Here is a 21,155-nt window from a genome sequence, read left to right on the forward strand (position 1 = left end):
TAACCCTTTATGAGCTGAGCTAATGAAACTGCCGCCCCTGCGTGCCACCCAGTGTTTTGAAGCCGTCGTGCGCCTGAACAGCTTCTCCAAAGCCGCCGAGGCGCTGCACATCACCCAAAGCGCGGTCAGCCATCAGGTGCGTCAGCTGGAAAGCTATCTGGGGGAGAGCCTGTTGGCCCGACAGGGACGACACTGGACATTGACCCCGACCGGCCAGCGTTACTACGACGCGATCAGTCCGGCACTGCAGGGGCTGGCTCAGGCCAGTTCGGTGATACGCGAAGGGGCCAGTGGACCGCTGCGACTGGCGCTGTACAGCTCGTTGGCGGTGAAGTGGCTGATCCCCCGGCTGGCGGATCTGCGCAAGGCCCACCCCGAGATAGAGCTCAGCCTCAATATGACCGCGGACGATCCGGTTTGCAGCGACGAGGTGGGGGATTGCTTTATCACCATCAGCCCTCCGTCGGTCGGGGTGGTCAGCCATCACCTCTATCAGGAGCGTCTGCTGCCCGCCTGTGGGCCGGGGTTGTGGCAACAGCTGCGTAATCAGGCGTTGCCGCAGGCCTTGTGGCAGCACCCGCTGTTGTCCGTGGAGTCCAGCTTTCGCCAGCCCGGCGCAGACTGGCTGGCCTGGTGTCAGCAGTGTGGCTGCCCCGCTCCCGAGCCGGGGCAGTTCCAGCACGTCAGCCATATGCTGCTGGCGGCGGAGGCGGCGCGCTATGACCAGGGCATCGCCTTGCTTAACCATTACATGCTCAATGACGAGGGGGCGGCCGGGCTGGTGCGCCTGCCATTGCCGGAGTTGGCCACCGGCGATCACTTCTATTTTGTTTACAAAGCCTCCCGGGCGCGACAGCCTCATCTGGTGACGTTGGCCCACTGGCTGACTCAGCAAGGTTTCCATACCGAGGCCGGATAACCGCGCAGGTTTTGAAGCGCGCAGGGCAGGGCGGTTACAATGGCGCTTTTCGGCGAATCAGGACAGGCCATGCACGTTCACATCCTTGGGATTTGCGGCACCTTTATGGGGGGCCTGGCACTGCTGGCCCGGGCCCAGGGGCATCGCGTTACCGGCTCGGATGCCAATGTTTATCCGCCCATGAGCACCCAGCTGGAGGAGCAGGGGATCGAGCTTATCGAAGGCTTTGACCCGGCCCAGCTCAACCCGGAACCGGATCTGGTGGTGATCGGCAACGCCATGAGTCGTGGTAACCCCTGCGTCGAAGCGGTGCTGGAGCGGGGCATGGCCTACACCTCCGGCCCCCAGTTCCTCTGTGAACACGTACTGCCGGGGCGTTGGGTGCTGGCGGTGTCCGGCACCCATGGCAAAACCACCACCGCGTCGATGTTGGCCTGGCTGCTGGAGGATAACCAGCTGGCCCCGGGCTTTTTGATTGGCGGCGTGCCGCAGGAGTTTGGCGTCTCTGCCCGCCTGGGGGACACGCCTTTCTTTGTGGTGGAAGCGGATGAATACGACAGCGCTTTCTTCGACAAACGCTCCAAGTTTGTGCACTACCGCCCCCGCACCCTGCTGATCAACAACCTCGAGTTTGACCACGCCGACATCTTTGATTCTCTGGCGGACATCCAGCGTCAGTTTCACCACCTGGTGCGTACCGTACCCGGCTCCGGCCAGATCATCTGGCCAGCCGCGGACACGGCGGTGGCCGAGGTGCTGGCCAAAGGCTGCTGGAGCGAACAGGCGCTGCTGGGCCCCGGTGGCTGGGAGGCCCGTAAGCTGGCACAGGATGGCAGCCGGTTTGAAGTCCTGCTCGGTGGCGAGGTGCTGGGTGAGGTGCAGTGGAACCTGATGGGGGACCACAACATTCAAAATGCGCTGGGTGCCCTTGCGGCCGCCCGCCATGTAGGGGTTCGACCCGCCGATGGCATCGCCTCGCTGGCCCGCTTTGCCGGACCGAAGCGCCGCATGGAGCGCCGTGGTGAAGCCGCTGGCGTGACGCTGTATGACGACTTTGCCCACCACCCCACCGCCATCACCACCACCCTGGCGGGGCTGCGCGCCCGGCTGGGCAGTGAGTCCCGCATCCTGGCCGTGCTGGAGCCGCGCTCCAACACCATGAAACAGGGGGTACACCAAGCCACTCTGGCGGCGTCGCTGGGACAAAGCGACCAGGCCTTTGTGTTTGCGCCGCCGGGGCTGGGCTGGGATCTGACTGCCGCCATGGCCGCAGCGCCGGTGCCGGTCACCGTGCGCGACTCGGTTCAGGACCTGATTGACGCCATCGTGGCCGAAGCGCAAACCGGCGATACCGTGCTGGTGATGAGCAACGGCGGCTTCGAGGGCATACATAACCGACTGCTTGAGGCACTGGAGCCTTCCCATGACAAAGCGTGAGCAAGCCATCACTTTGGCCTTTACCGGCGCCTCCGGGGCGCCCTATGGGCTGCGCCTGCTGGAGTGTTTGCTACAATCCGGCCTCCAGGTTCATCTGATGGTCTCCGCCGCCGCCCGCGTGGTGCTGCTGGAGGAGGAACAGATGAGCCTGCCCGGCAATCCCAAAGCCTGCGAAGCGATGCTGAGTGAGCGCTTTGGTGCCGAACCCGGCCAGCTTCGGGTGTATGGCAAAGAGGAGTGGTTTTCACCGGTGGCTTCCGGCTCCGGTGCGCCCCGGCGGATGGTGATCTGCCCCTGCTCAACCGGGACGCTGGCGGCCGTCGCCACCGGCATGAGCAACAACCTGATTGAGCGTGCCGCTGACGTGGTGTTGAAGGAGCGTGGCCAGCTTATCCTGGTGCCGCGGGAAACCCCATTCAACGCCATTCACCTCGAGCACATGCTCAAGCTCACCCAACTGGGTGCCACGGTGATGCCGGCGGCGCCGGGTTTCTACCATCAGCCGCAGTCGATTGCGGACCTGGTGGACTTTATGGTGGCCAGGATGCTGGACCACCTCCAGATTGAACATCGACTGATGACCCGCTGGGGTTACGGTCCAAACTCTGACTCAAACAACGGCAATTAAGACCATGAGCGAACTGAAGAAGCACAGCCTCAAGGAGATGATCTCCGAGGACCAGATCAACACCATCCTGGATAACCTGGCGGAGCAGATCAACCGTGACTACGCCGATGTGGATAACCTGCTGCTGGTGGGTCTGCTGAAGGGCTCTGTGGTCTTTATGACTGACCTGGCCCGCCGCCTGAAGGGCGACATCCGCTTCGACTTTATGACCGCCTCCTCCTACGGCAACGGCACTGAGTCCTCCGGCGAAGTGAAGATCGTGATGGATCTGGCCAACAACATCCATGGCCGCCATGTGATGCTGGTGGAAGACATCATCGATACCGGCCGCACCCTGGCCAAAACCCGTGAGCTGCTGATGACCCGTGAGCCGGCCAGCCTGAAAATCTGTACCTTCCTGGATAAGCCGGAGCGCCGCGTGACCGACGTGCCGGTGGACTACGTGGGCATCCAGATCCCGGATGAGTTTGTGGTGGGCTATGGCCTGGATTACGCCGAGCGTTACCGCCAGCTGCCTTACATCGCTACCGTGATTCACCACGACGAAGCGTAAGCCGCAAAGGCCACCAAAAAGGCGCCCATCGGGCGCCTTTTTTCGTTCGGTGTCGACTCACTCGCTGTCACTTTGGGGCGGTGTCAGGGCCGACTCCAAAAGTTCGACCAGCGCGGCGCCGAGGTCGCCATCGCGCCAGTGTGTGTCGTCACCCGTACCGTGGGGAAGCTGTGGCTCAGTCATGGATTCCTCTCTGCGTATTCCGCGTGGGGTTGAGCCGACAGGGTAGGCAATGGGCCTGACCCGGCTCCATTCGACTTTGGTCTAACCGGCCTATTCCGATTCCGGTGGCGTCCGGTAAGACTCCTCCAGCAAGTCCACCAGTTGCTGGCCCAGCTGACCGTCGCGCCAGTCTGCACCGTTGTCGCTTTGTTCCTGGTTCGGAGTGTGTTCTGCCATGGTGATACCCCCTATCAAGGCCCTCCTTCTCTGTGTAACACCCCATTGGCCCGGGATCGAGTCGGGATCGCACTGGTCTGGCCTTTGAGCGGGTGATGGGGCTGGGTTATCGCCACCCCTGATGCTGGTTATAACTCAGTCGCATCGTCTCTTTTTCCCACCAGGGCTTGCGGTTAGAGTAGAGGGCCCGCGAGTTAGGACGGTCAGAAGGAGAGCAGGGCATGTTGAAGGTGGGATTGGTTGGTTGGCGTGGCATGGTGGGTTCGGTGCTGATGCAGCGAATGACCGAAGAGTCGGACTTTGATCGGATCACGCCGAGTTTTTTCACCACCTCGCAGGTGGGCATCACTGGCCCCCATGGCGACCCGCTGAAAGACGCCTATGACCTCGATGCCCTGGCTGAGCAGGAGGTGATCCTGACCTGTCAGGGCGGCGATTACACCAAGGCGGTGTACGGCCCGCTGCGCCAACGGGGCTGGCAGGGTTACTGGATCGACGCGGCCTCCTCGCTGCGGATGGACGACGACGCGGTGATCGTGCTGGACCCGGTCAACCGCACTGTCATCGACGACGCCCTCGCCGCCGGCCAGCGCACCTTTGTCGGCGGCAACTGCACCGTCTCGCTGCTGCTGATGGCACTGGGCGGGCTGCTGGAGGAGGACCTGATTGAATGGGTCAGCCCGATGACCTATCAGGCCGCATCCGGTGCCGGGGCCCGCAATATGAAAGAGCTGGTCAGCCAGATGGGCGCACTGCACCACAGCGTGGAAGAGGCGCTGGCGGACCCGGCCAGTGCCATTCTCGACATCGATCGCACCATTACCGAAACCCTCGCCAGTGACGCGTTCCCCACTGCTCAGTTTGGCGCGCCGCTGGCGGGCAGCCTGATCCCCTGGATCGACACCGCTCTGCCGTCCGGCCAAAGCCGTGAAGAGTGGAAGGCTCAGGTGGAGGCCAACAAGATCCTGGGCCACCCGGAGGGTCATGTACCGATCGACGGCATCTGCGTGCGCATTGGCGCCATGCGCTGTCACAGCCAGGCGCTGACCATCAAGCTGCGTCAGGACCTCTCCATCGAGGAGATTGAGCAGAAGCTGGCGGCCCATAACCCCTGGGTGAAGGTGGTGCCGAATGAGCGTGAGGCAAGCATCGCCGAGCTCTCTCCCGCCAGAGTCACCGGCACCCTGAGTGTGCCGATCGGACGTCTGCGCAAGTTGAATATGGGGCCACAGTATCTGGCCGCCTTTACTCTGGGCGACCAGTTGCTCTGGGGGGCGGCGGAGCCATTGCGGAGAATGTTACGAATTCTCGTGGCGCAGGGCGGATAAAAGGAAACTGAGGGAGCTAAAATAGCTCCCTTTTTTTGTGCATTAGCTCCAATTTTGACATTTTGTCCCTATCCCAAAGGGAAAAATTAGCCTCAGCGCACAGTTGTGTTAAGAAACCGGACGTAGAGTGTGGTCACTCAATACGGCGTTAAGGCAATCCTCATGCATACTGTGTCGGCCATGGAGGCCAGCGGCACGTCCAGCTGGAGTTCTCCAACACAAACCCGCTTCCGGCAGCGGGACCAAGTGCTAATTCGTCTGGCGGAGCAACTGATCCGGGATCAGGGCCTCGTCTCTTTCCGTTTCTCCGAGCTGGCACCGCTGGCAGGATGCAGTGCGGGAACCCTCTATAAGCACTTCTCCAGCAAAGAAGATTTGCTGGTGGCCATCTTCGCCCGTCATGTTGAACAGATGGTGGAGCGCCAACCCCACTTTATGACCAGTCAGCTCAGCTTTGCCGAGCGTTGGGTTGCCATGCACCTCTGTGCCGTTGTGGCGGTGAACCGGTCCGCCTGGACCCTGGGTTTCAACACCCTGGGTGGCGCACCGAAAGTGGTTGAGCGTGCCAGTGAGTATCGGGTTCAGGAACTGAAAATGTACCTGGAGCAGTTTTACACCGCGATTCTGCGTGTGGTGGAAGGGGCCCGTATCCAGGGTGAACTGAACGCCACCGACGAAGAGGTGAAAACCCTGCATGCCATGATGGCCTGCTTCCAGCGTGGTGCGTCCGGCGTGATTCACAACCCGCTGATGAGCAACGCCGTGAAGCAGCTGGATACCCGTGAGATCTTCTCCGCCTTCGCCATTCTGGTGGGTACCCTCGACTGGCAGCGTCCGCTGCAGGAAGACTCCTACCAGCGCATCATCGCCGAAGTGGAGCATCAGCTCTCCGCCAGCGAAGAAGATCAGGCCATGGTGGCCGCGTTCTAAGCGGCGTGACGCCGGCCTCTGGTGAGGCTATTGGCAAACTCCGGACGGGCGGCCAGCAGGGCCGCCCGTTGTGTTTCTGACGGTGTCCCCTCCGGCAGGCGCAGCAGTTGGCGGGTGAGCCGGGTGCGCGCCACGGTGGTGATCTTCATCGGTGCCACCGGCCCCTCAATGGCGTAATGCTCAACGCCGCCGACCTGTTCCAGCACGCCCGCCTGTTTCAGCTCCTCCACCGCCGGGTGGTTCAGGGGCATCGCCACCAGCGATTTGCTCTGCAGGAAGAACTCCCGCAGTACCGCACGTTCACCGCCATCCAGAACCGACAGCTTCTCCATCACCAACTGCTTACGGCGCTCCTGCTGTTGGCGACTCAGCAGCTCGCCCACGCCCAGGCGCAGTGCCGAAGCCAGCAGATAGCAGGCGCTGGCCACCACGCCAAGGCCCAGCCAAAAGCCCTGCTCAGCCACCCAGGCTTGCAGGTAGAGGGATTGCAGCGTCGACAGCGGCAGCCACAGCAGGGCCAGGCAGGTCAGCAGGAGCCACAGCGCCAGTTGGCTGCACAGGGGGCCAACGGGCAGTTGGCGAAGCAAAGTGAGAAATTGGGCCATGGGCACTCCCTAGCGACAGAAACTCGTCATCTTCCGATGGGGATCAGTGGGTAAGCAAGCTTGGTGCCATCGTTCTTGGCAGAACGATGGCCTCGGTCACATCAGTGGGGTGATGGTGAACTTGCCCTGCTCGTTGCGCAGGCGACTGGGGCCGGTCTCTTTTTGAGTGTGGCCGTGGGCCGGGCCGATTTCGCACTCCACCCGGGGAAACAGCTTGGACTTCACGGTAACCTGCACGTGTTCGAAGAAGCGCTCGATCTGCTCATCCAGCTCGTTGCGCTGTGCCAGCAATGCGGCGTGCTGGGCATCGACTCGCTCCCGCCCCAGGGTCAGCTGCTGGCGCAGGCTTTGCAGCGGATCGGGGGCAGACTCGGGAACCGGAGACAGTTTGCGCTGGGCCAGTCGCAGCTTCATCGCCTGGTCTTCCAGTGCTTTAAGTTTGGTGGTCAGCTTCTCCTGCTGTGTCTTCAACTCATGGATGCCATCGCCGAGCCGCAGGTGGGTCTGGGTGCCAGCACGGGCGCCGAGGGTCACCGCTTCCACCGGCCCGGCGCAGCGGATATCACCGCCCACCAGGTCGCCTTTGCGACCCTGTTCGTCGCCCACCACCAGGCTGCCACGACAATGCACCTGACAGTGCATCAACTGGCGTTCAACCCGGATGTCGCTGCCGCTGTCCAACAGGCTGTACTGGATAAAGCGGGCCACGATCTGACCCTGAGCCACCAGGCTGCAGGTCAGGCTGCCGTCGTCCCGCAGTCGGCCGACCACGCCCTGGGTAACCACAATGTCGCCACCCGCCTCGAGCCTGGCGCCATCGACAAAGCCGCCGACGGTGATGTCACCGGTGGCGCGGATCCGCATCCCTTCGCTCACTTCGCCGTGGATGATCACCGAACCCTCGTAATCGATATGGCCATGCTTGGCGTCCACCTGTTTGACGGTGAGCACTTCATCCACCGCCATGCCATTGCGGCTCTCGACCGGTTGGCCCGCCATGGTGGCGCGCAGCAGATCGGAGTTATTGGGGTCGAGCACTGTGCCTTTGCCGGGTTGGATGGCCAGGTCTTTGGCGGCTTTGGCTTTCAGCGGTTTGCCGGTGACGGTGTAGCCATCCTGAGCCGGCTTGGCCGGATGGCGCTGCATCAGAGGGTCACCGTTGCGCACCATGATGACGGAGCCCAGATCCCGCATGTCGACCTTACCCGTATCCTGCTCCTGAGGTTTCAGCAGCCGCTCACGGGCCAGCGGCACCAGGCGCTCAAGACGGGCGCTCTCGCCATGACGGGGCGGACGGCCCCGGGCAATCTCCGCCTGATGGACACTGCCGGGTGCCCCACGCTGTCCCAGGGCGATCAATTCATCGATAGCGGGGCGTAAGAGGCCCTGGCTGATGGAGAGCGCCTGCAGGGCTTCGAGCAGTTGGGCAAAAGTGGCATGCTGACCGCCATGGGGACAGATAAGCTCTGCCCGCAGGCTCATCTGGTCGGCAGACAGGTGCAGCTTCCATTGGCCGTGGCGGCGCTCAGCGATTCGGATTCGGACGGGGGTTTCGGGATGATCACCCTGGCGTCGAGCGCTCAGGTCCTTGAGCCCCTGCTCGATGTCGCTCTTGAGTAGGGCGTAGTTGGCAAACGCGCTACCGCTCAGCAGCGTCTGAAAGTCAGTCAGGGTGAGGCTTTGGCATTCGGCGGGGACCAGGTCCAGGCAAACCGCATCGTGCTGCTCATCCGGAATGAGCATGTGATTACTGAGCATGGCGAAATTGAGTGAGTTGTTGTTATGAGCGCCGGGCCAGTATAACGAGAGGATTTTTCAGGGAAAAGCAAAAACCCCGGCCTTTTGGGCCAGGGTTCTCAAATTTGGTGCAGATGGGGAGACTTGAACTCCCACGTCCGTTAGGACACTAGCACCTGAAGCTAGCGCGTCTACCAATTCCGCCACATCTGCAAATGTGGTGCACAAGGGGAGACTTGAACTCCCACGTCCGTTAGGACACTAGCACCTGAAGCTAGCGCGTCTACCAATTCCGCCACTTGTGCAATGTAATCAACGTCGATGGTGCAGATGGGGAGACTTGAACTCCCACGTCCGTTAGGACACTAGCACCTGAAGCTAGCGCGTCTACCAATTCCGCCACATCTGCTCTGCGATGCATCGTCGTTGCTACGGGGGCGCATTATAGGGAGATTTCAGAATCGGTCAACAACGTTTTTCAGTTATTTTTGCTGTCTGCGTAGATTTTGAACTTATTGTTCGCCGCCACAATCTGCACTCGACCAAATACGTGAGCGAAATCATCACCATAGGGTAAATGATGGTTGGCGACGATAATCAATTGACCGCCGGGCTTCAGGGCTTTAGCGGCGTCCCGGATGAACTGCCGTGCGGTATCGAAGGTTTGTGTCGCGCCATGGTGAAACGGGGGATTGGAGACGATGAGGTCAAACTGCCCTTCGACACCGGAGAGACCGTTGGAGGGGTAGACCTTACCCTTCAGTCCATTTTGCGCCAGAGTTTGCTGGCTGGCCGCCAGAGCCATGGCGTTGATGTCCACCATCTCCAGCTCAATGGCCGGATTGCGCCGGGCCAGGAACGCGCCAATAACACCATCGCCGCAACCAAAGTCCAGCACCCGGCCAACCGGATGTTCCGGCAGATGCTGAAGCAGCAGCTCGGTGCCCTCGTCCAGTTCACCATGACTGAACACGCCCGGCAGCGAGGCCAGGGACAGCGGACCATCCGGCGTGCTGACCTCATAAGGCAGCCACCATTGGGCCATATCCAGGGCTTGATCGGATTGGGTGTGTCCCTCCAGCAGCTGACAGTGGTTGCCCGACGCCAGCTTGCCGCAGTTGCCGAGGAAGGGCGCCACGGTTTTACCGGCGCTGCGGATGCCGCCCTTATTTTCACCCACCAGATAGACCGGCGCCCCTTGCGGCAACACGGCGCAGGCCAGTGCCGCCAGATAACGCAGCTGCTCACGGGCCTTGGGAATGCGCAGGATGGCGGCATCGGCCTGGATACCCTGACCATCCACGCCAAAGTGGTTATGGGCGGCCGGACATTGCTTGCTCAGCTGCTGATGGTTAAGGAAGTCCGGAGTGAGGATATGGACGCTCTTACCGGCTTCGATCAGGGCCTGGGGCAGGGCATCGCCGTCGGCATTCAACAGCAGCAGCTGTTGTGGCAGACGGTTTTGGTGCTTGAGCACCAGTTGGCTGGGGTTGGTCAGGGACATAGTTGACGGGTCGCGATTGACAATGGCGCCAAGTATACCCTCGCGTAGTCGACTGGCCTAACCGCAAGCCGCGACTAGGGTCGTGGTGTGAACGGGGGAGGGGGCGAATTCAGTTCGGAAAACCGTACGCTAAGCTTGCAAAGCAACGGGATAATGGAGCCATTGGATGGCGAAAGGTCTGTTTTTCATCGCATTAATGACGGCTGCTCTGGCCAGCCCACCCCTCTGGGGGCGCAGCAACAGCTCGGTGCAGGTGGTGGCCAATGCCAGGGTGGCTGAGCGGGCACTGAGCCGTGAGCAACTGCGCGCCATCTTTACCCTGAAACAGCCTTTTTGGGCCGATGGCAGCTCGGTGGTGGTGGTGCTGCTGCCCCAGCGTCACCCGGTGCATCACCAGTTCTGCCGTCAACATCTCAGGCTGCTGCCCTACCAGCTGGATCTGGCCTGGGGAGGGCGCCATTTTGAGGATCGTGAACACCGCCCGTTGGTGGTGGGCAGTGAGAAGGAGATGCGCCAGACCCTGGAGTCCACACCGGGGGCCATCGGTTACCTCTCCGGCGATACCCAGCTGAGTGCCAATCTGGTGCGACTGGCCTTTTGAGTGTGAAGGGGCGTTTGTCCGCCGGAGATCGGAATTTGCGGCTATTCTTCTCAGTAACACGACAGGGATGGCGAACGATGTCCCGATGCGCCCAAGCATCGGGGAACCGCCCAAGAACAGTGGCTCTGACACTGCGGAACAGACCGTAAGTGTCGGGGCCCTTTTTCTCTCATTGTTCAGGATATGGCAGCAGCATGATGCATTGGGCCAGAGGGCGGTTTGTCAGCTTACGTTGGAAGCTTGTCCTCGCCACGATCACCTTACTTCTTCTGATCAGCCTGGTTATCGGGTTGCTGGGGCTGCGTCGTTTTGACGAGCAGGTCGGCAATGTTCTGGTGAGCCAGCACCATGCCCTGTGGCGGGACTACAGCATCCGTCTCAAAGCCACGGAGCAGCGCCTGGTCAGTCTCAGCCACGAATTTCACCTGATGCTGGGCGAGGATGGTCGGCTGACCCTGGCGGGCATGTCAGACAAAGTGGCCCACCATTGGCAAGACTTTGAGCTGTTCTGGCGCCTGGAGGGGTTGGGGCTGTTTACCACCGACCTGACCCCCGTGCTGCGCCAGGGCGCCGTGGCCACCGACGTCAGCGAGGTGACGTTGTGGATGCGTGAAACCCTCAGCCTGGGCGAGCCCAGCTTACGGCTTCGCTGCCAGCTGGAGTGCCTGGTGGATGTGGCCATTCCGGTGCTGGTGGATGACCAGATCCATCTGATGGTGATGGTGTCCGACCTATCCGAGGTGCTGGCGCCGATGGCGGAGCACCACCAGATTGAGGTGGCGCTGCTCAGCGCTGAGGCCGGTGCCGGCCCCTGGAGCCGTCGGGTTCTGAGCATCACGGATCGCGCCCATACCCAGCCGCTGCTGCGCCGCTTTGCCGAGCAGACCGAGTTGGCCGGTTTGCAGCAGGGCCCCACTCAGCTTGAGTGGGACGGGCGCCACTGGGCACTGTTTGCCTGGCCCCTGGGGCCCGCAGGTGAACAACTGATGCTGTTGCGGGACGTCAGTGACCTGACCCTGGGAGAGCGCGCCTTTGTCGGGGATCTGGTGGGCATTCTGCTGATGGCGGTGCTGTTGGCCGGCGGACTTGGCACCTTGGCGTTGTGGCGTCCGCTGGCTCGTCTGCATCGGCTCGGCCGGGCCCTGCCGCTGTTGGCACAAAGCCGTTATGACGATCTGCGGGATCGACTGGATCACCGGCCGGGCTGGACCAAGGATGAGCTGGACCAGCTCGAACGCACCACCCTTGAGGTGGCGGGTCAGCTGGAGCGGCTTGAGGGCGACGTGGATCGCTACACCAATGAACTGCAGCGGATGGCGATGATGGACGCGCTGACCGGGTTGCCCAATCGGGCCATGTTCCATCATGAACTGGCCAAAGCCCTGGGCAGCATTGGCCGGACCGATGACCAGATCGCCCTGCTGTTCCTCGACCTGGATGAGTTTAAACGGGTCAATGACACCCTCGGCCATGACATTGGCGATGAGTTGCTGAAAACCGTCGCCAACCGCCTGCAGAAAAGCATCCGCAGCATGGATACCGTGTGTCGCCTTGGCGGCGATGAGTTCACCATCATCGTGCGCGGCCTGGAGTCCGAGGGTGACATCCACCGCATCATCCATCAGATTTTTACCAGCCTGCAGCAGCCGCTGCAGCTCGGGCGGCACACGCTGATCATTACCACCAGCATTGGCGTGGTGTTCTGCGACAACCCGATGATGCGGCCAGAGGAGTTGCTGAAACGGGCTGATCTGGCGATGTATCAGGCCAAGCAGGCCGGCCGCTCCAACTACCGGGTGTTCAACGAACAGATGCTGGAGAGCGCGTCCCGCCGGTTGATGCTGGAGCAGGACATCCGCATCGCCCTGAAGGAGCGTCAGCTGGCGCTGGCGATGCAGCCCATCCTGACCATGGACGACAACCGCCTGGTGGGCTTTGAGGCGCTGGTGCGCTGGTATCACCCCAATCGGGGCCTGGTGATGCCCTCGGAGTTCATTCAGGAGGTGGATGAGAGCAAAGAGGGGGTGGAGCTGGGCAATTATGTGCTGGAGTACGCCATCGACCTGTTGGCGCGCTACACCCGACAGTTGGGCAGCGACCAGTTCTATGTGGCGGTGAACCTGTCGCCGAATCAGTACATGAGTGCCGATCTGGTTAAGTACCTGCAGGGGTTGCTGGAGCGTTACCGCATCCATCCCAGCCGACTGGTGCTGGAACTGACCGAAGAGAGCCTGATCAAGAACCTCGACCGGGCCATGGCCATCATGCAGCAGCTGAAATCCATGGGGGTGCGCATCGCCATTGATGACTTCGGCACCGGCTACTCCTCACTGAGTTACCTGAAGCAGCTGCCGTTTGACCTGCTGAAGGTGGACCGGGGCTTTGTGGCGGATCTGGACAACTCTGATGTGGATCGCAACATCGTCACCAGCGTGATCGACCTGGCCCACAACCTGAAGCGGCAAGTGGTGGCGGAGGGGGTGGAAAGTCATGACCAGCGCCAGTTCCTGCGCCAGATAGGGTGTGATTATGCCCAGGGCTACCTGTTCTCGGCGCCATTGGATGAGCATCAGACCCAGGTGTTGCTGGCGCAGCTGGATGAGCAACTGCGCTGGCCCGACGACGAACGCGGCGTGCAGTTGCTCGGTCGGCAGAACCGTTAATCCTGCAGTTGCAGGATCTGGCCCAGCTCGGCGTCGGTCAGCTGATAGCTGGCGGCGATCCGCTCCAGCTCTTTGTCGCGCAATGCCTTGCCCGCCACCGTATCCGGCACCGCCTGCAGGTGGGCAAAATCCGGTGGACAGACACACACCATCCGCGCCCCATCCTCACCCGTCACCGACAGGTAGCGCAGGTTGGGGCAGGGCTGTTCGCGCCAGGGGGCTTGCAGGCAGGCGTCGGCAAGCGCCGGGCCCGCCAGCAACGCCAGCAGCAGTAATCCGGCTCTCACGCCAGGCGCTGCTCAATCGCGTCCATCAGGCGTCCGGCGATATTGATGTCAAAGGCTGCCTCAATCTCGCGCACACAGGTGGGGCTGGTCACGTTCACTTCAGTCAGGCGATCGCCAATCACGTCCAGGCCCACAAAGATCAGGCCCCGTTTTTTCAGCTCCGGTGCCACCGCCTCGGCGATGCGGCGATCGCTCTCTGACAGCGGCTGGGCCACGCCACGGCCACCGGCAGCCAGGTTGCCACGGGTTTCACCGCCCTGGGGGATGCGGGCCAGGCAGTAAGGTACCGGCTCACCATCCACCACCAGAATGCGCTTATCACCCTCCTTAATCTCAGGGATAAACTTCTGGATCATGGCGTAGTTCTGGCCGTGATTGGTCAGCACTTCGATGATCACGCCCAGGTTGCTGCCATCTTCACGCACGTGGAAGATGGAGGCGCCCCCCATGCCGTCCAGCGGCTTGAGGATGATGTCACCGTGCTCCGCGTGGAAGGCACGGATGCGCTCAGCGCTGCGGGTCACCAGGGTGGTGGGGGTGTGTTCCGCAAACCAGGCGGTAAACAGCTTCTCGTTGCAGTCACGCAGGCTCTGGGGCTTGTTGACCACCAGCACCCCCTGCTCCTCGGCACGCTCCAGCATGTAGGTGGCGTAGATGTACTCGGTGTCGAACGGTGGGTCCTTGCGCATCAGGATCACGTCGAGCTCAGCCAGCGGGGCGTCTTTCGCCTCACCAAACTGGTACCACTGCTGCGGGTTCTCCTCCACGCTCAGCGGCTGCATTTTGGCCCGGGCTTCGCCCTGATCCAGGTAAAGGTCAGCCATCTCCATATAGAACAGGGCATAGCCGCGGCGCTGCGCTTCCAGCAGGAAGGCAAAGCTGGTGTCTTTCTTGATGTTAATGGTCGAGATGGGATCCATCACGATGCCAAGCTTGATCATCCTGGACTCCTTATCCAAGGTCGCCAAAGCGTACCTGCAATGCAGTCATAGCGGTCAGGGCCGCGGTTTCGGTGCGCAGCACCCGGGGCCCGAGAAGAATATCAGTAAAGTCGAACTCACGAGCGGCCGCGATCTCCTCCGCGGAGAGGCCGCCCTCCGGGCCGATCAGCAGGCGCAGTGCCTGTACCGGCTCGGGCAGGGTGTTGATGCTGTACTCGGCGCGGGGATGCAGATTCAGCTTGAGGCCCTCAAAGGGCTCCGCCATCCACTGGTCCAGCCGCATCACCGGACGAACCTCCGGCACCACGTTGCGGCCACACTGTTCGCAGGCGGCGATGGCGATCTTCTGCCACTGGGCCACCTTCTTGTCGAGGCGGTCGCCGGCCAGCTTGACGCCGCAGCGCTCCGACCACAGCGGCGTGATGCTGGCTGCACCCAGCTCCACCGATTTCTGAATGGTGAACTCCATCTTTTCGCCACGGGAGATCACCTGGCCCAGGTGCAGGGCCAGCGGCGATTCCACGTGGTGCTGTTCGACAGACTGGACCGTCACCAACACGTTTTTCTTGCCCGCTTCGTCGATGATGGCCGGGTATTGCTGACCGTCACCGTTAAACAGCATTACGGCTTGGCCCGGCTGCATCCGCAGCACGCGGCCGATGTGGTTAGCGCCATCGTCATCCAGCGCCAGCTGTTGGCCGGCGGCGAGAGGGACGGGTTGATAGATACGTGGTACGCGCATAGAGGGTTCCGGTTCAGGGGTTGCACTGCTCGGCGACAAATCGGTTGGGGTGGCCTTGCAGCTTGCTGATCTCACGGTGGCGCTGGCACTCGGCCGCGTCAGCCGGGTAGCTATTATGCCAACCCTTCAGCAGTTTTTCCTGCTGAGTGGACAGAGACACGTGGTACTGCTCCGCCATGTAGAGATAGGCTCGGGCAATGGTCCCCCGAGCGGCCACCGGAGGCTGGGCCTGGCGCGCCTTAAAGTCGATCACCATGGCGCATTGGCCATACTGTTTCGGCTGCCCGTTCCAGTCGCTGAAGCGGTAGTTTGAACGATCGCCGTTGACCTCGCCAATGGCCGGATACAGGTTGTGCAGGTCCGCCTCCATCACTTTGAATTTGGGGTCTTTGCGGCACTCGGAACGGCCGCCCTTCTGCCAGCACTGCAGCTGATGGCCAAACTGCCAGGCGGGCATCACGTGCTCCCACTCGATGCGGTTGGCGCGCCGCTCCTGTTTGCGCACCTGATAGCCGCAGCTGGCCAGATCGGGCACCAGTTTGCGCTGGTCGGCGCGGAAGTCACAGCCGCAGTATAGGGTTTGTGGGGCGAGTGGGCCGGTGTAGAGGGTAAACAGCAGGCGCTTGGCCTGGCTAAAACTTTGGGGCGCGGCAAGCGCCGGGCTGGCCAACAGCGCCAGCAGTAACAGGGCTCGAATCATTCGGTGGTGTCGTTACGGTGATATGGGCAATAGAGCGACCGGGAGTCAGGCCGGTTGAAGGGCGCTGCCACAGTGGCGGCACAGGTAGCGGGTCTGGCCGCGCTGCACCTTGTTGTGGCGTCGGATGGTCAGATTGTGGTCACGACACTGGCAGCGGTAGGCGACCGTGCGTGGGGCCACGTTGCTGACATCGAAGAGATGGCGGGTGTGGGGTTCCAGGCCAAACACATCCCGCATCATGGCCTGCCACTGGCGGCCATGGGGGGCGACTTTGCCAAAGCTGTGCCAGACCAGCAGGTGCGCCACCTCATGGGGCACCACCTCGTCGAGGAAGGCGTCAGGATTCTCCTCCAGCAGCACCGGATTGAAGCGCAGACGATTGTCCTGCAGGTGGGCCGCGCCGGCACTCTGGCCCCGCATCTTCAGGCTGACGCTGGGGCGGGGGAAAGGGCGACCCAACCGTTGCTCGGCTTTCAGATAACAAGTTTCCACCCGCGACAGCAGCAACTGATGCAGGGTTTCAGTGGGAAGAGTGGAGGGGGGCATTGCGGGCTCCGGCAGGTCAGTCGGGCTCACTATACCAGCCCCCGCAATGCTGTCTATCGCTTCACTGGGCCTGAGCGGCCTGGTTCAACATGGCGCGCACCTGGGTCAGGATGGCGGCGCTGGTTTCGGCGTCATGTCCGGTGATTTTCGGGGTGTGGATGTGTCCCACTGCCACCCGGCTGCCCAGCAAGTCACGCAGCAGGATGCTGCGGTAGCTGATCTCGTTGGAGAGGTAGCCACCACCCGATCCCTCCACGGACACGTCCTGATTCAGCTGCGCCAGGCTGCGGGCAGCGACGGGGCCATTCAGGGTGCTGATGTTGCGGTTGTCATTGATGTCGAAGGCGCCCGGTGCGGTTTGCATGGCGCTGACCGGCAGGCTGAACTCAACAAACTCCGGGCCATTGAGCGGGCCACCGTTGAGGGACGGCGGCAGCGGCTGTTTTTTATTGGCACCGGTCAGCACATTGCGGTTATCCGGCGCGGTGGCGCTGCGGTTGCGGCCGGGGAAACGCTCGAGATCGAACTGCTCCCGGCCCATGGAAACGGTCACCACCATATCGACCCGGTTGTCCCGCAGGTAGGGGGTCAGCAGGGCCTCGATCATGCCGTTATCAAAGTCTTCAAAGCGCACCGGGATCATCGCGGTTTCGACCTGAACCTTGCGGCCATTCACCTGCCAGCGCTCACCGTCCAACGCCAGTGCCACAATGCCCGACGGGTTGGACTGGGCGATGTCCCGATCCAGCAGGAAGGGATCAAAGCCGGTCAACAGGATGCGGAAATGGGCGTCGTCATCAAAGCGGATGTCACTCATGCCCCGGGAGGCGTTTTCCAGGGTGTTGAGCAGCACGGTGCGCTGCCACTCGGCCATGCGGAAGTCGGGGTTGTGTTGCTTAATGGCCGCGCGGGCCGCCAGCCGGGCCCAGTAGAGGCTGCGGTCGTCCAGCTGACCCGCCTGCACGTCTTCCACCGCGGCACGCCATAGCGCCTGGCCATCCTCGGCCATCTGGCGGGTGACGCTGAGTTCATTGCGGTCGGCCTGGTAGTGGCCGAGCAGGGTGGCCACCTGTGACTGGTATCGTTGGGTGACGCTGCTGCCCAGCGACTCGGTGGCACTGGGCAGGCGTTGCTCCTCAATATCCAGAGGGGCGGCGAGACTGGCGGCACTGAATAAGCTCAGTGCCAGAGTGGTAAGCGACTTCATGGCGGTCCTTGTCATGGCTCCATCGGGTGATCCGAGGTTACCCCATGGTGCCGCCAGACGAAAGACAGCGCCGCGTCAGTGGCCGGTTAAGCTATTGAGATAGTGCAGGATAGCCCGGATGGCGTGGTGTTTTTGCGGCGCCTCGCCGGGGTCCAGTTCAAGTGGCTGCTTAACGTGCATGCCGGTTTCGTCCTCGGCGATGTGCACCCAGTCAGGGTGCCAATAGAAGCTGTGGCCATCTTTGGTCATCCAGTTATGGACCCCACAGTTCTCGCCCCGGTAGTTGATGTCGTGAGCCTGATAGAGATCGCTCATGCGCCCTCCTGTGGTCGTACCGACCCGATTCGATGATTCAGTGTAGCCCCGGTATAAACAATGCCGATGGCTGATTGGAGTTTGGCTATTTCCCGTCAGTGGGCTGCCATTGCTATTTTGTAGACCTCTCAAGTTGTTATGAGTTTCCTGCCATGATTGAACCCGGTACGCCTGATTACCGGTCAGCCAGTCGCGCCCTGGCGCTTGGTTCCCTGCTGGTGTTCGCCAATCTCTATCTGTTTCAGCCGCTGTTGCCGGTACTGGCCGCCCATTTCGGTGTGGCTGCTACCGCCGCCAACGGCATTCACGCCGCCACTACGCTGGGGCTGGCCATCGGTCTGCTGCCCTGGGCACTGCTGTCAGAACGCTGGGGGCGGCGCCCGGTGTTGCTGGCCAGCCTGATGCTGGTGGCGCTGGTTGGGCTGGTGCAACTGCTGGCGGACAGCCTGGCGCTGTTGGTGGTGGCGCGATTGCTGATGGGGTTGGCTCTGTCGGGGTTTGTGGCGGTCGCCGTGGCTTATATGGCGGAGGAGTTCTCCCCCATTGCGCTGGCGCTGGCGGTGGGCAGCTACGTGGCGGCCAATTCGCTGGGGGGCATTGCCGGACGGATCTACGGCGGCATGGTGGGGGACTGGCTGGGCTGGCAACCGGCGGCGCTGGCACTGGCATTGTTGACCGCACTGGCCACCGCCTGGGTGTGGCGAACCTTGCCACCGGCCCGGGCCTTTCGGGCCAGTCGGGCACCGCTGCGCAGTGACCTAGGCCGGGCCATCGGCCACCTGGTCAATCCCCGACTGTGGCTGGCGATGGCCATTGGCGGCCTGAACTTCGCCCTCTTTGTGAACCAGTTTACGGTGATGGGGTTCCGCCTGGTGGCCGCCCCTCATCATCTGCCGGTGGCGGTGGCGTCGCTGATCTTCCTCTGTTACCTGAGCGGTACCCTGACATCGCGGCTGAGTGGGGCCTGGAGCCTTCGGTATGGCCCCTTATCCGGGATGGCACTGGGCACCCTGATCGCCATGGCCGGTTGCCTGTTGGCCCGCATCGATGCGCTGTGGGCGATGGTGCTGGGGTTATTGCTGATCAGTGCCGGGGCGTTTCTGGTGCACGCGCTGGCGTACACCTGGGTCAGCCAGCATGCCGAGCAGGCCAAGGCCAGCGCCACGGCGCTTTATCTGGTGCACTACTACCTCGGTGCCAGCTTAGGGGGCTTCTGGTTGTTGTACTGCTATGAACAGGGCCAGTGGGATGGCGTGGTGGCGGGCAGCGGCATACTTTACACCCTGATGCTGATGGCGCTGGCGGGATTGCAGCGGCGCCAGCGGATGACCGTGCCAGTCTGAACATCCGCCAGGGTTCAGGCATAAAAAAAGCCCCGCATTGCGGGGCTTTTTTTGTCGGCGAGGCGGGTCTTACAGACCGGCGTCGGCGCGCAGGGCTTCAGCTTTATCGGTTTGTTCCCACGGGAACTCAACACGGCCGAAGTGACCGTAGGAGGCGCAGAATTAATGATTTATCAATATTAATCATTAATTAGCATAGCCTAGATTCTACTTATTGAGTTTAATTTAAATTCGTGAATACTCTGTGAACGGTTGCCGTCATACGGTCACTCATGGAGGAATATGCTTTGACTTTGTTTAGAGAGGATGTGTCAAAAGCTCAAAGCGCTAATAGCTTGTATGGGGTAATTGTATTGACACAACCCTTTTCCATCTATTTTGTTATTATCGTCATTTTTCTGTTTCTATCATTGTGTCTGTCTTTTTTGTCATTTTCCGAATACGCTAGAAAAGAGCGTGTTAAAGGATTTTTAGTGCCTGATTCGGGAATAATAAAGGTCTATCCGGGTCGTTCTGGAAATATTGATAAAATTTATGTGAGCGACGGACAAAGCGTCCAAAAGGGGGACTTGATTGCCAAAGTCAGTCTGTCGAGAGTGCAATTAAATGGCATTGATTTAAGTGTATCTTTGATCTCAAGTCTTGAGTCTCAAATAAGTTCGCTCGAGCAAGATTATAAATCCACATTATTAATGTCCGACCTGGATTTAATTGAGCTTAATCAAAGATTGAATGATTATACAGAATCTGTAAAGGTACTAGAGCGTCAACAGAGATTACTTAAAGAAAAACAGCATTTGCAGAACGTTGAATATGAACGATTTTCGAAAATCTATCATGATGGATATTTATCAGAAGCGGAATACCATCTTCAAGAACAAAAGTTATTGCAGATTGCTCAAGAGATTGAATCAAACTACGCCAATATCGTTAGTATTAATTCTCAGCTTAATGAAACTCGTGCTGAGGTTTCCAGGCATCCGCATAAAACTGGGTTAATGTTGGCGGAAATTGAAAGAAGAAAGGCCGATGTTAAGCGACAATTGGATGAAATCCACAATGGATATCAGTTTCGTGTTGTGGCTAATGAATCCGGAGTTGTAACGTCAATATCGGTAAAGGAAGGTGAATTTATGTCAGCGGAAAGGCCGATTTTAAGCATCATCCCTGATGGGGGTGAATTGATTGCTGAATTATTACTTCCCACGCGTTCGGCAGGATTCGTTAAATTACATGATGAAGTACGATTGAGGTTTGAGGCATTTCCTTATCAACGGTTCGGGCACATAAGTTCTGAGGTTTCAAGAGTTGATAAATCTCTTATTGTTCAAGGAGAGGTTGATATACCTGTACATCTCAGCGAGCCAGTATATCGTGTGCAGGCCAAACTATCTAGGCAAGTTATTAATGCATACGGTGAAGAGTTTTCACTCAAACCAGGCATGTTGCTGGAAGCAGACATTATTTTGGATAGGCGCTCTTTGCTAGATTGGCTATTGGATCCGATTTATAGCCTAAAGGGGAGGATTGGCTAATTAAATATCCCAAAATAAATCCATTCACACAAATTTTAAAGGAGGTTTTTACGATAGTTAAATTTATTTAAATTGTATTATTTAATTTTTTATATGAGGTGATTTATTATGCAGGAGTTGACATGTGATGAATTAGATCTGGTTAACGGCGGTATGCCAGTAGCTATAGCTTGGGCGGTCCTTGAAGGGGCTGCGGGATTAGCCGGACTATTTAGTGGAGGCTGGGCTCTTGGGC

General features: G+C 60.3%; 22 protein-coding genes and 3 tRNA genes. 10 read left to right on the forward strand and 15 right to left on the reverse strand.

Annotation, left to right across the window (positions count from 1 at the left end; translation table 11 throughout):
* The first annotated feature begins 22 nt into the window (after window positions 1–22).
* From FBAL_RS03025 to hpt, 4 genes are all read left to right on the forward strand, one after another.
* Window positions 23–919: a LysR substrate-binding domain-containing protein gene (locus tag FBAL_RS03025; RefSeq protein ID WP_013344101.1), complete on the forward strand. Its 897-nt coding sequence runs from the start codon at window positions 23–25 to the stop codon at window positions 917–919.
* Between the two features lie 69 nt (window positions 920–988).
* A complete protein-coding gene (gene mpl / locus FBAL_RS03030) occupies window positions 989–2,356 on the forward strand; it encodes a UDP-N-acetylmuramate:L-alanyl-gamma-D-glutamyl-meso-diaminopimelate ligase (protein WP_013344102.1) in 1,368 nt (455 codons plus the stop codon).
* The gene (locus FBAL_RS03035) at window positions 2,343–2,984 is read left to right on the forward strand and encodes a flavin prenyltransferase UbiX (protein WP_013344103.1); all 642 of its coding nucleotides are present in this window, start codon (window positions 2,343–2,345) and stop codon (window positions 2,982–2,984) included. Before mpl ends, FBAL_RS03035 begins: the two co-directional genes overlap by 14 nt.
* Window positions 2,985–2,988: 4 nt before the next feature.
* A complete protein-coding gene (gene hpt, locus FBAL_RS03040) occupies window positions 2,989–3,537 on the forward strand; it encodes a hypoxanthine phosphoribosyltransferase (protein ID WP_013344104.1) in 549 nt (182 codons plus the stop codon).
* A gap of 57 nt (window positions 3,538–3,594) precedes the next feature.
* On the opposite strand, the gene FBAL_RS20690 is transcribed toward hpt, so the two are convergent.
* Together FBAL_RS20690 and FBAL_RS20695 are read right to left on the reverse strand one after the other, a co-directional pair.
* Entirely contained in the window at window positions 3,595–3,720 is a 126-nt protein-coding gene (locus tag FBAL_RS20690; protein ID WP_013344105.1) for a hypothetical protein, read from the reverse strand.
* Between the two features lie 90 nt (window positions 3,721–3,810).
* Window positions 3,811–3,936, reverse strand: a complete 126-nt coding sequence (locus tag FBAL_RS20695; RefSeq protein WP_013344106.1) for a hypothetical protein — start codon at window positions 3,934–3,936, stop codon at window positions 3,811–3,813.
* Window positions 3,937–4,157: 221 nt separating this feature from the next.
* Here FBAL_RS20695 and asd point away from each other — a divergent pair, with 221 nt between their 5' ends.
* Complete coding sequence (asd, locus tag FBAL_RS03045; protein WP_013344107.1) at window positions 4,158–5,264, forward strand: aspartate-semialdehyde dehydrogenase; 1,107 nt, start codon at window positions 4,158–4,160, stop codon at window positions 5,262–5,264.
* A 246-nt stretch (window positions 5,265–5,510) separates the two neighbouring features.
* The gene (locus FBAL_RS19470) at window positions 5,511–6,194 is read left to right on the forward strand and encodes a TetR/AcrR family transcriptional regulator (protein ID WP_171814246.1); all 684 of its coding nucleotides are present in this window, start codon (window positions 5,511–5,513) and stop codon (window positions 6,192–6,194) included.
* Here the strand turns inward: FBAL_RS19470 and FBAL_RS03055 are convergent.
* From FBAL_RS03055 to FBAL_RS03080, 6 genes are all read right to left on the reverse strand, one after another.
* Entirely contained in the window at window positions 6,191–6,799 is a 609-nt protein-coding gene (locus tag FBAL_RS03055) for a superinfection exclusion B family protein (RefSeq protein ID WP_013344109.1), read from the reverse strand. The two genes, FBAL_RS19470 and FBAL_RS03055, sit on opposite strands and share 4 nt — an antisense overlap.
* 96 nt (window positions 6,800–6,895) lie before the next feature.
* Window positions 6,896–8,557, reverse strand: a complete 1,662-nt coding sequence (locus FBAL_RS03060; protein WP_013344110.1) for a flagellar assembly protein A — start codon at window positions 8,555–8,557, stop codon at window positions 6,896–6,898.
* Window positions 8,558–8,662: 105 nt separating this feature from the next.
* A tRNA-Leu gene (locus tag FBAL_RS03065) sits at window positions 8,663–8,749 on the reverse strand.
* 5 nt (window positions 8,750–8,754) lie between these two features.
* A tRNA-Leu gene (locus tag FBAL_RS03070) sits at window positions 8,755–8,841 on the reverse strand.
* 17 nt (window positions 8,842–8,858) lie between these two features.
* Window positions 8,859–8,945: transfer RNA gene (locus FBAL_RS03075), tRNA-Leu, on the reverse strand.
* Window positions 8,946–9,014: 69 nt separating this feature from the next.
* Window positions 9,015–10,040, reverse strand: coding sequence for a methyltransferase (locus FBAL_RS03080; protein WP_013344111.1), 1,026 nt, complete (start codon window positions 10,038–10,040; stop codon window positions 9,015–9,017).
* A 166-nt stretch (window positions 10,041–10,206) separates the two neighbouring features.
* Here FBAL_RS03080 and FBAL_RS03085 point away from each other — a divergent pair, with 166 nt between their 5' ends.
* Together FBAL_RS03085 and FBAL_RS03090 are read left to right on the forward strand one after the other, a co-directional pair.
* Window positions 10,207–10,641, forward strand: a complete 435-nt coding sequence (locus tag FBAL_RS03085) for a hypothetical protein (protein WP_013344112.1) — start codon at window positions 10,207–10,209, stop codon at window positions 10,639–10,641.
* Window positions 10,642–10,835: 194 nt separating this feature from the next.
* Complete coding sequence (locus tag FBAL_RS03090; RefSeq protein ID WP_013344113.1) at window positions 10,836–13,304, forward strand: putative bifunctional diguanylate cyclase/phosphodiesterase; 2,469 nt, start codon at window positions 10,836–10,838, stop codon at window positions 13,302–13,304.
* Here FBAL_RS03090 and FBAL_RS03095 read toward each other — a convergent pair.
* The 7 genes from FBAL_RS03095 to FBAL_RS03125 form a co-directional block, all read right to left on the reverse strand.
* Window positions 13,301–13,591, reverse strand: coding sequence for a hypothetical protein (locus FBAL_RS03095; protein WP_013344114.1), 291 nt, complete (start codon window positions 13,589–13,591; stop codon window positions 13,301–13,303). The two genes, FBAL_RS03090 and FBAL_RS03095, sit on opposite strands and share 4 nt — an antisense overlap.
* On the reverse strand, window positions 13,588–14,532 hold the full coding sequence (gene gshB, locus FBAL_RS03100; protein ID WP_013344115.1) for a glutathione synthase: 945 nt from the start codon (window positions 14,530–14,532) through the stop codon (window positions 13,588–13,590). Before gshB ends, FBAL_RS03095 begins: the two co-directional genes overlap by 4 nt.
* 10 nt (window positions 14,533–14,542) lie before the next feature.
* Window positions 14,543–15,274 carry a 16S rRNA (uracil(1498)-N(3))-methyltransferase gene (gene rsmE, locus FBAL_RS03105; protein WP_013344116.1) on the reverse strand — a complete coding sequence of 244 codons (732 nt, stop codon included), beginning with the start codon at window positions 15,272–15,274 and terminating at the stop codon, window positions 14,543–14,545.
* A gap of 13 nt (window positions 15,275–15,287) precedes the next feature.
* Entirely contained in the window at window positions 15,288–15,974 is a 687-nt protein-coding gene (locus tag FBAL_RS03110; protein ID WP_013344117.1) for an endonuclease, read from the reverse strand.
* A gap of 45 nt (window positions 15,975–16,019) precedes the next feature.
* A complete protein-coding gene (locus FBAL_RS03115) occupies window positions 16,020–16,520 on the reverse strand; it encodes a SprT family zinc-dependent metalloprotease (RefSeq protein ID WP_013344118.1) in 501 nt (166 codons plus the stop codon).
* 61 nt (window positions 16,521–16,581) lie between these two features.
* A complete protein-coding gene (locus tag FBAL_RS03120) occupies window positions 16,582–17,727 on the reverse strand; it encodes a C15 family peptidase (RefSeq protein WP_013344119.1) in 1,146 nt (381 codons plus the stop codon).
* A gap of 75 nt (window positions 17,728–17,802) precedes the next feature.
* A complete protein-coding gene (locus FBAL_RS03125; RefSeq protein ID WP_013344120.1) occupies window positions 17,803–18,042 on the reverse strand; it encodes a hypothetical protein in 240 nt (79 codons plus the stop codon).
* A 152-nt stretch (window positions 18,043–18,194) separates the two neighbouring features.
* Between FBAL_RS03125 and FBAL_RS03130 the strand changes: the two genes are divergently transcribed.
* On the forward strand, window positions 18,195–19,385 hold the full coding sequence (locus tag FBAL_RS03130; RefSeq protein ID WP_013344121.1) for an MFS transporter: 1,191 nt from the start codon (window positions 18,195–18,197) through the stop codon (window positions 19,383–19,385).
* A gap of 308 nt (window positions 19,386–19,693) precedes the next feature.
* The gene (locus FBAL_RS03135) at window positions 19,694–20,920 is read left to right on the forward strand and encodes an HlyD family secretion protein (protein WP_245544370.1); all 1,227 of its coding nucleotides are present in this window, start codon (window positions 19,694–19,696) and stop codon (window positions 20,918–20,920) included.
* The last annotated feature ends 235 nt before the right edge of the window (window positions 20,921–21,155 follow it).

The organism is Ferrimonas balearica DSM 9799 (genome assembly GCF_000148645.1).
Classification (GTDB): Bacteria; Pseudomonadota; Gammaproteobacteria; order Enterobacterales; family Shewanellaceae; genus Ferrimonas; species Ferrimonas balearica.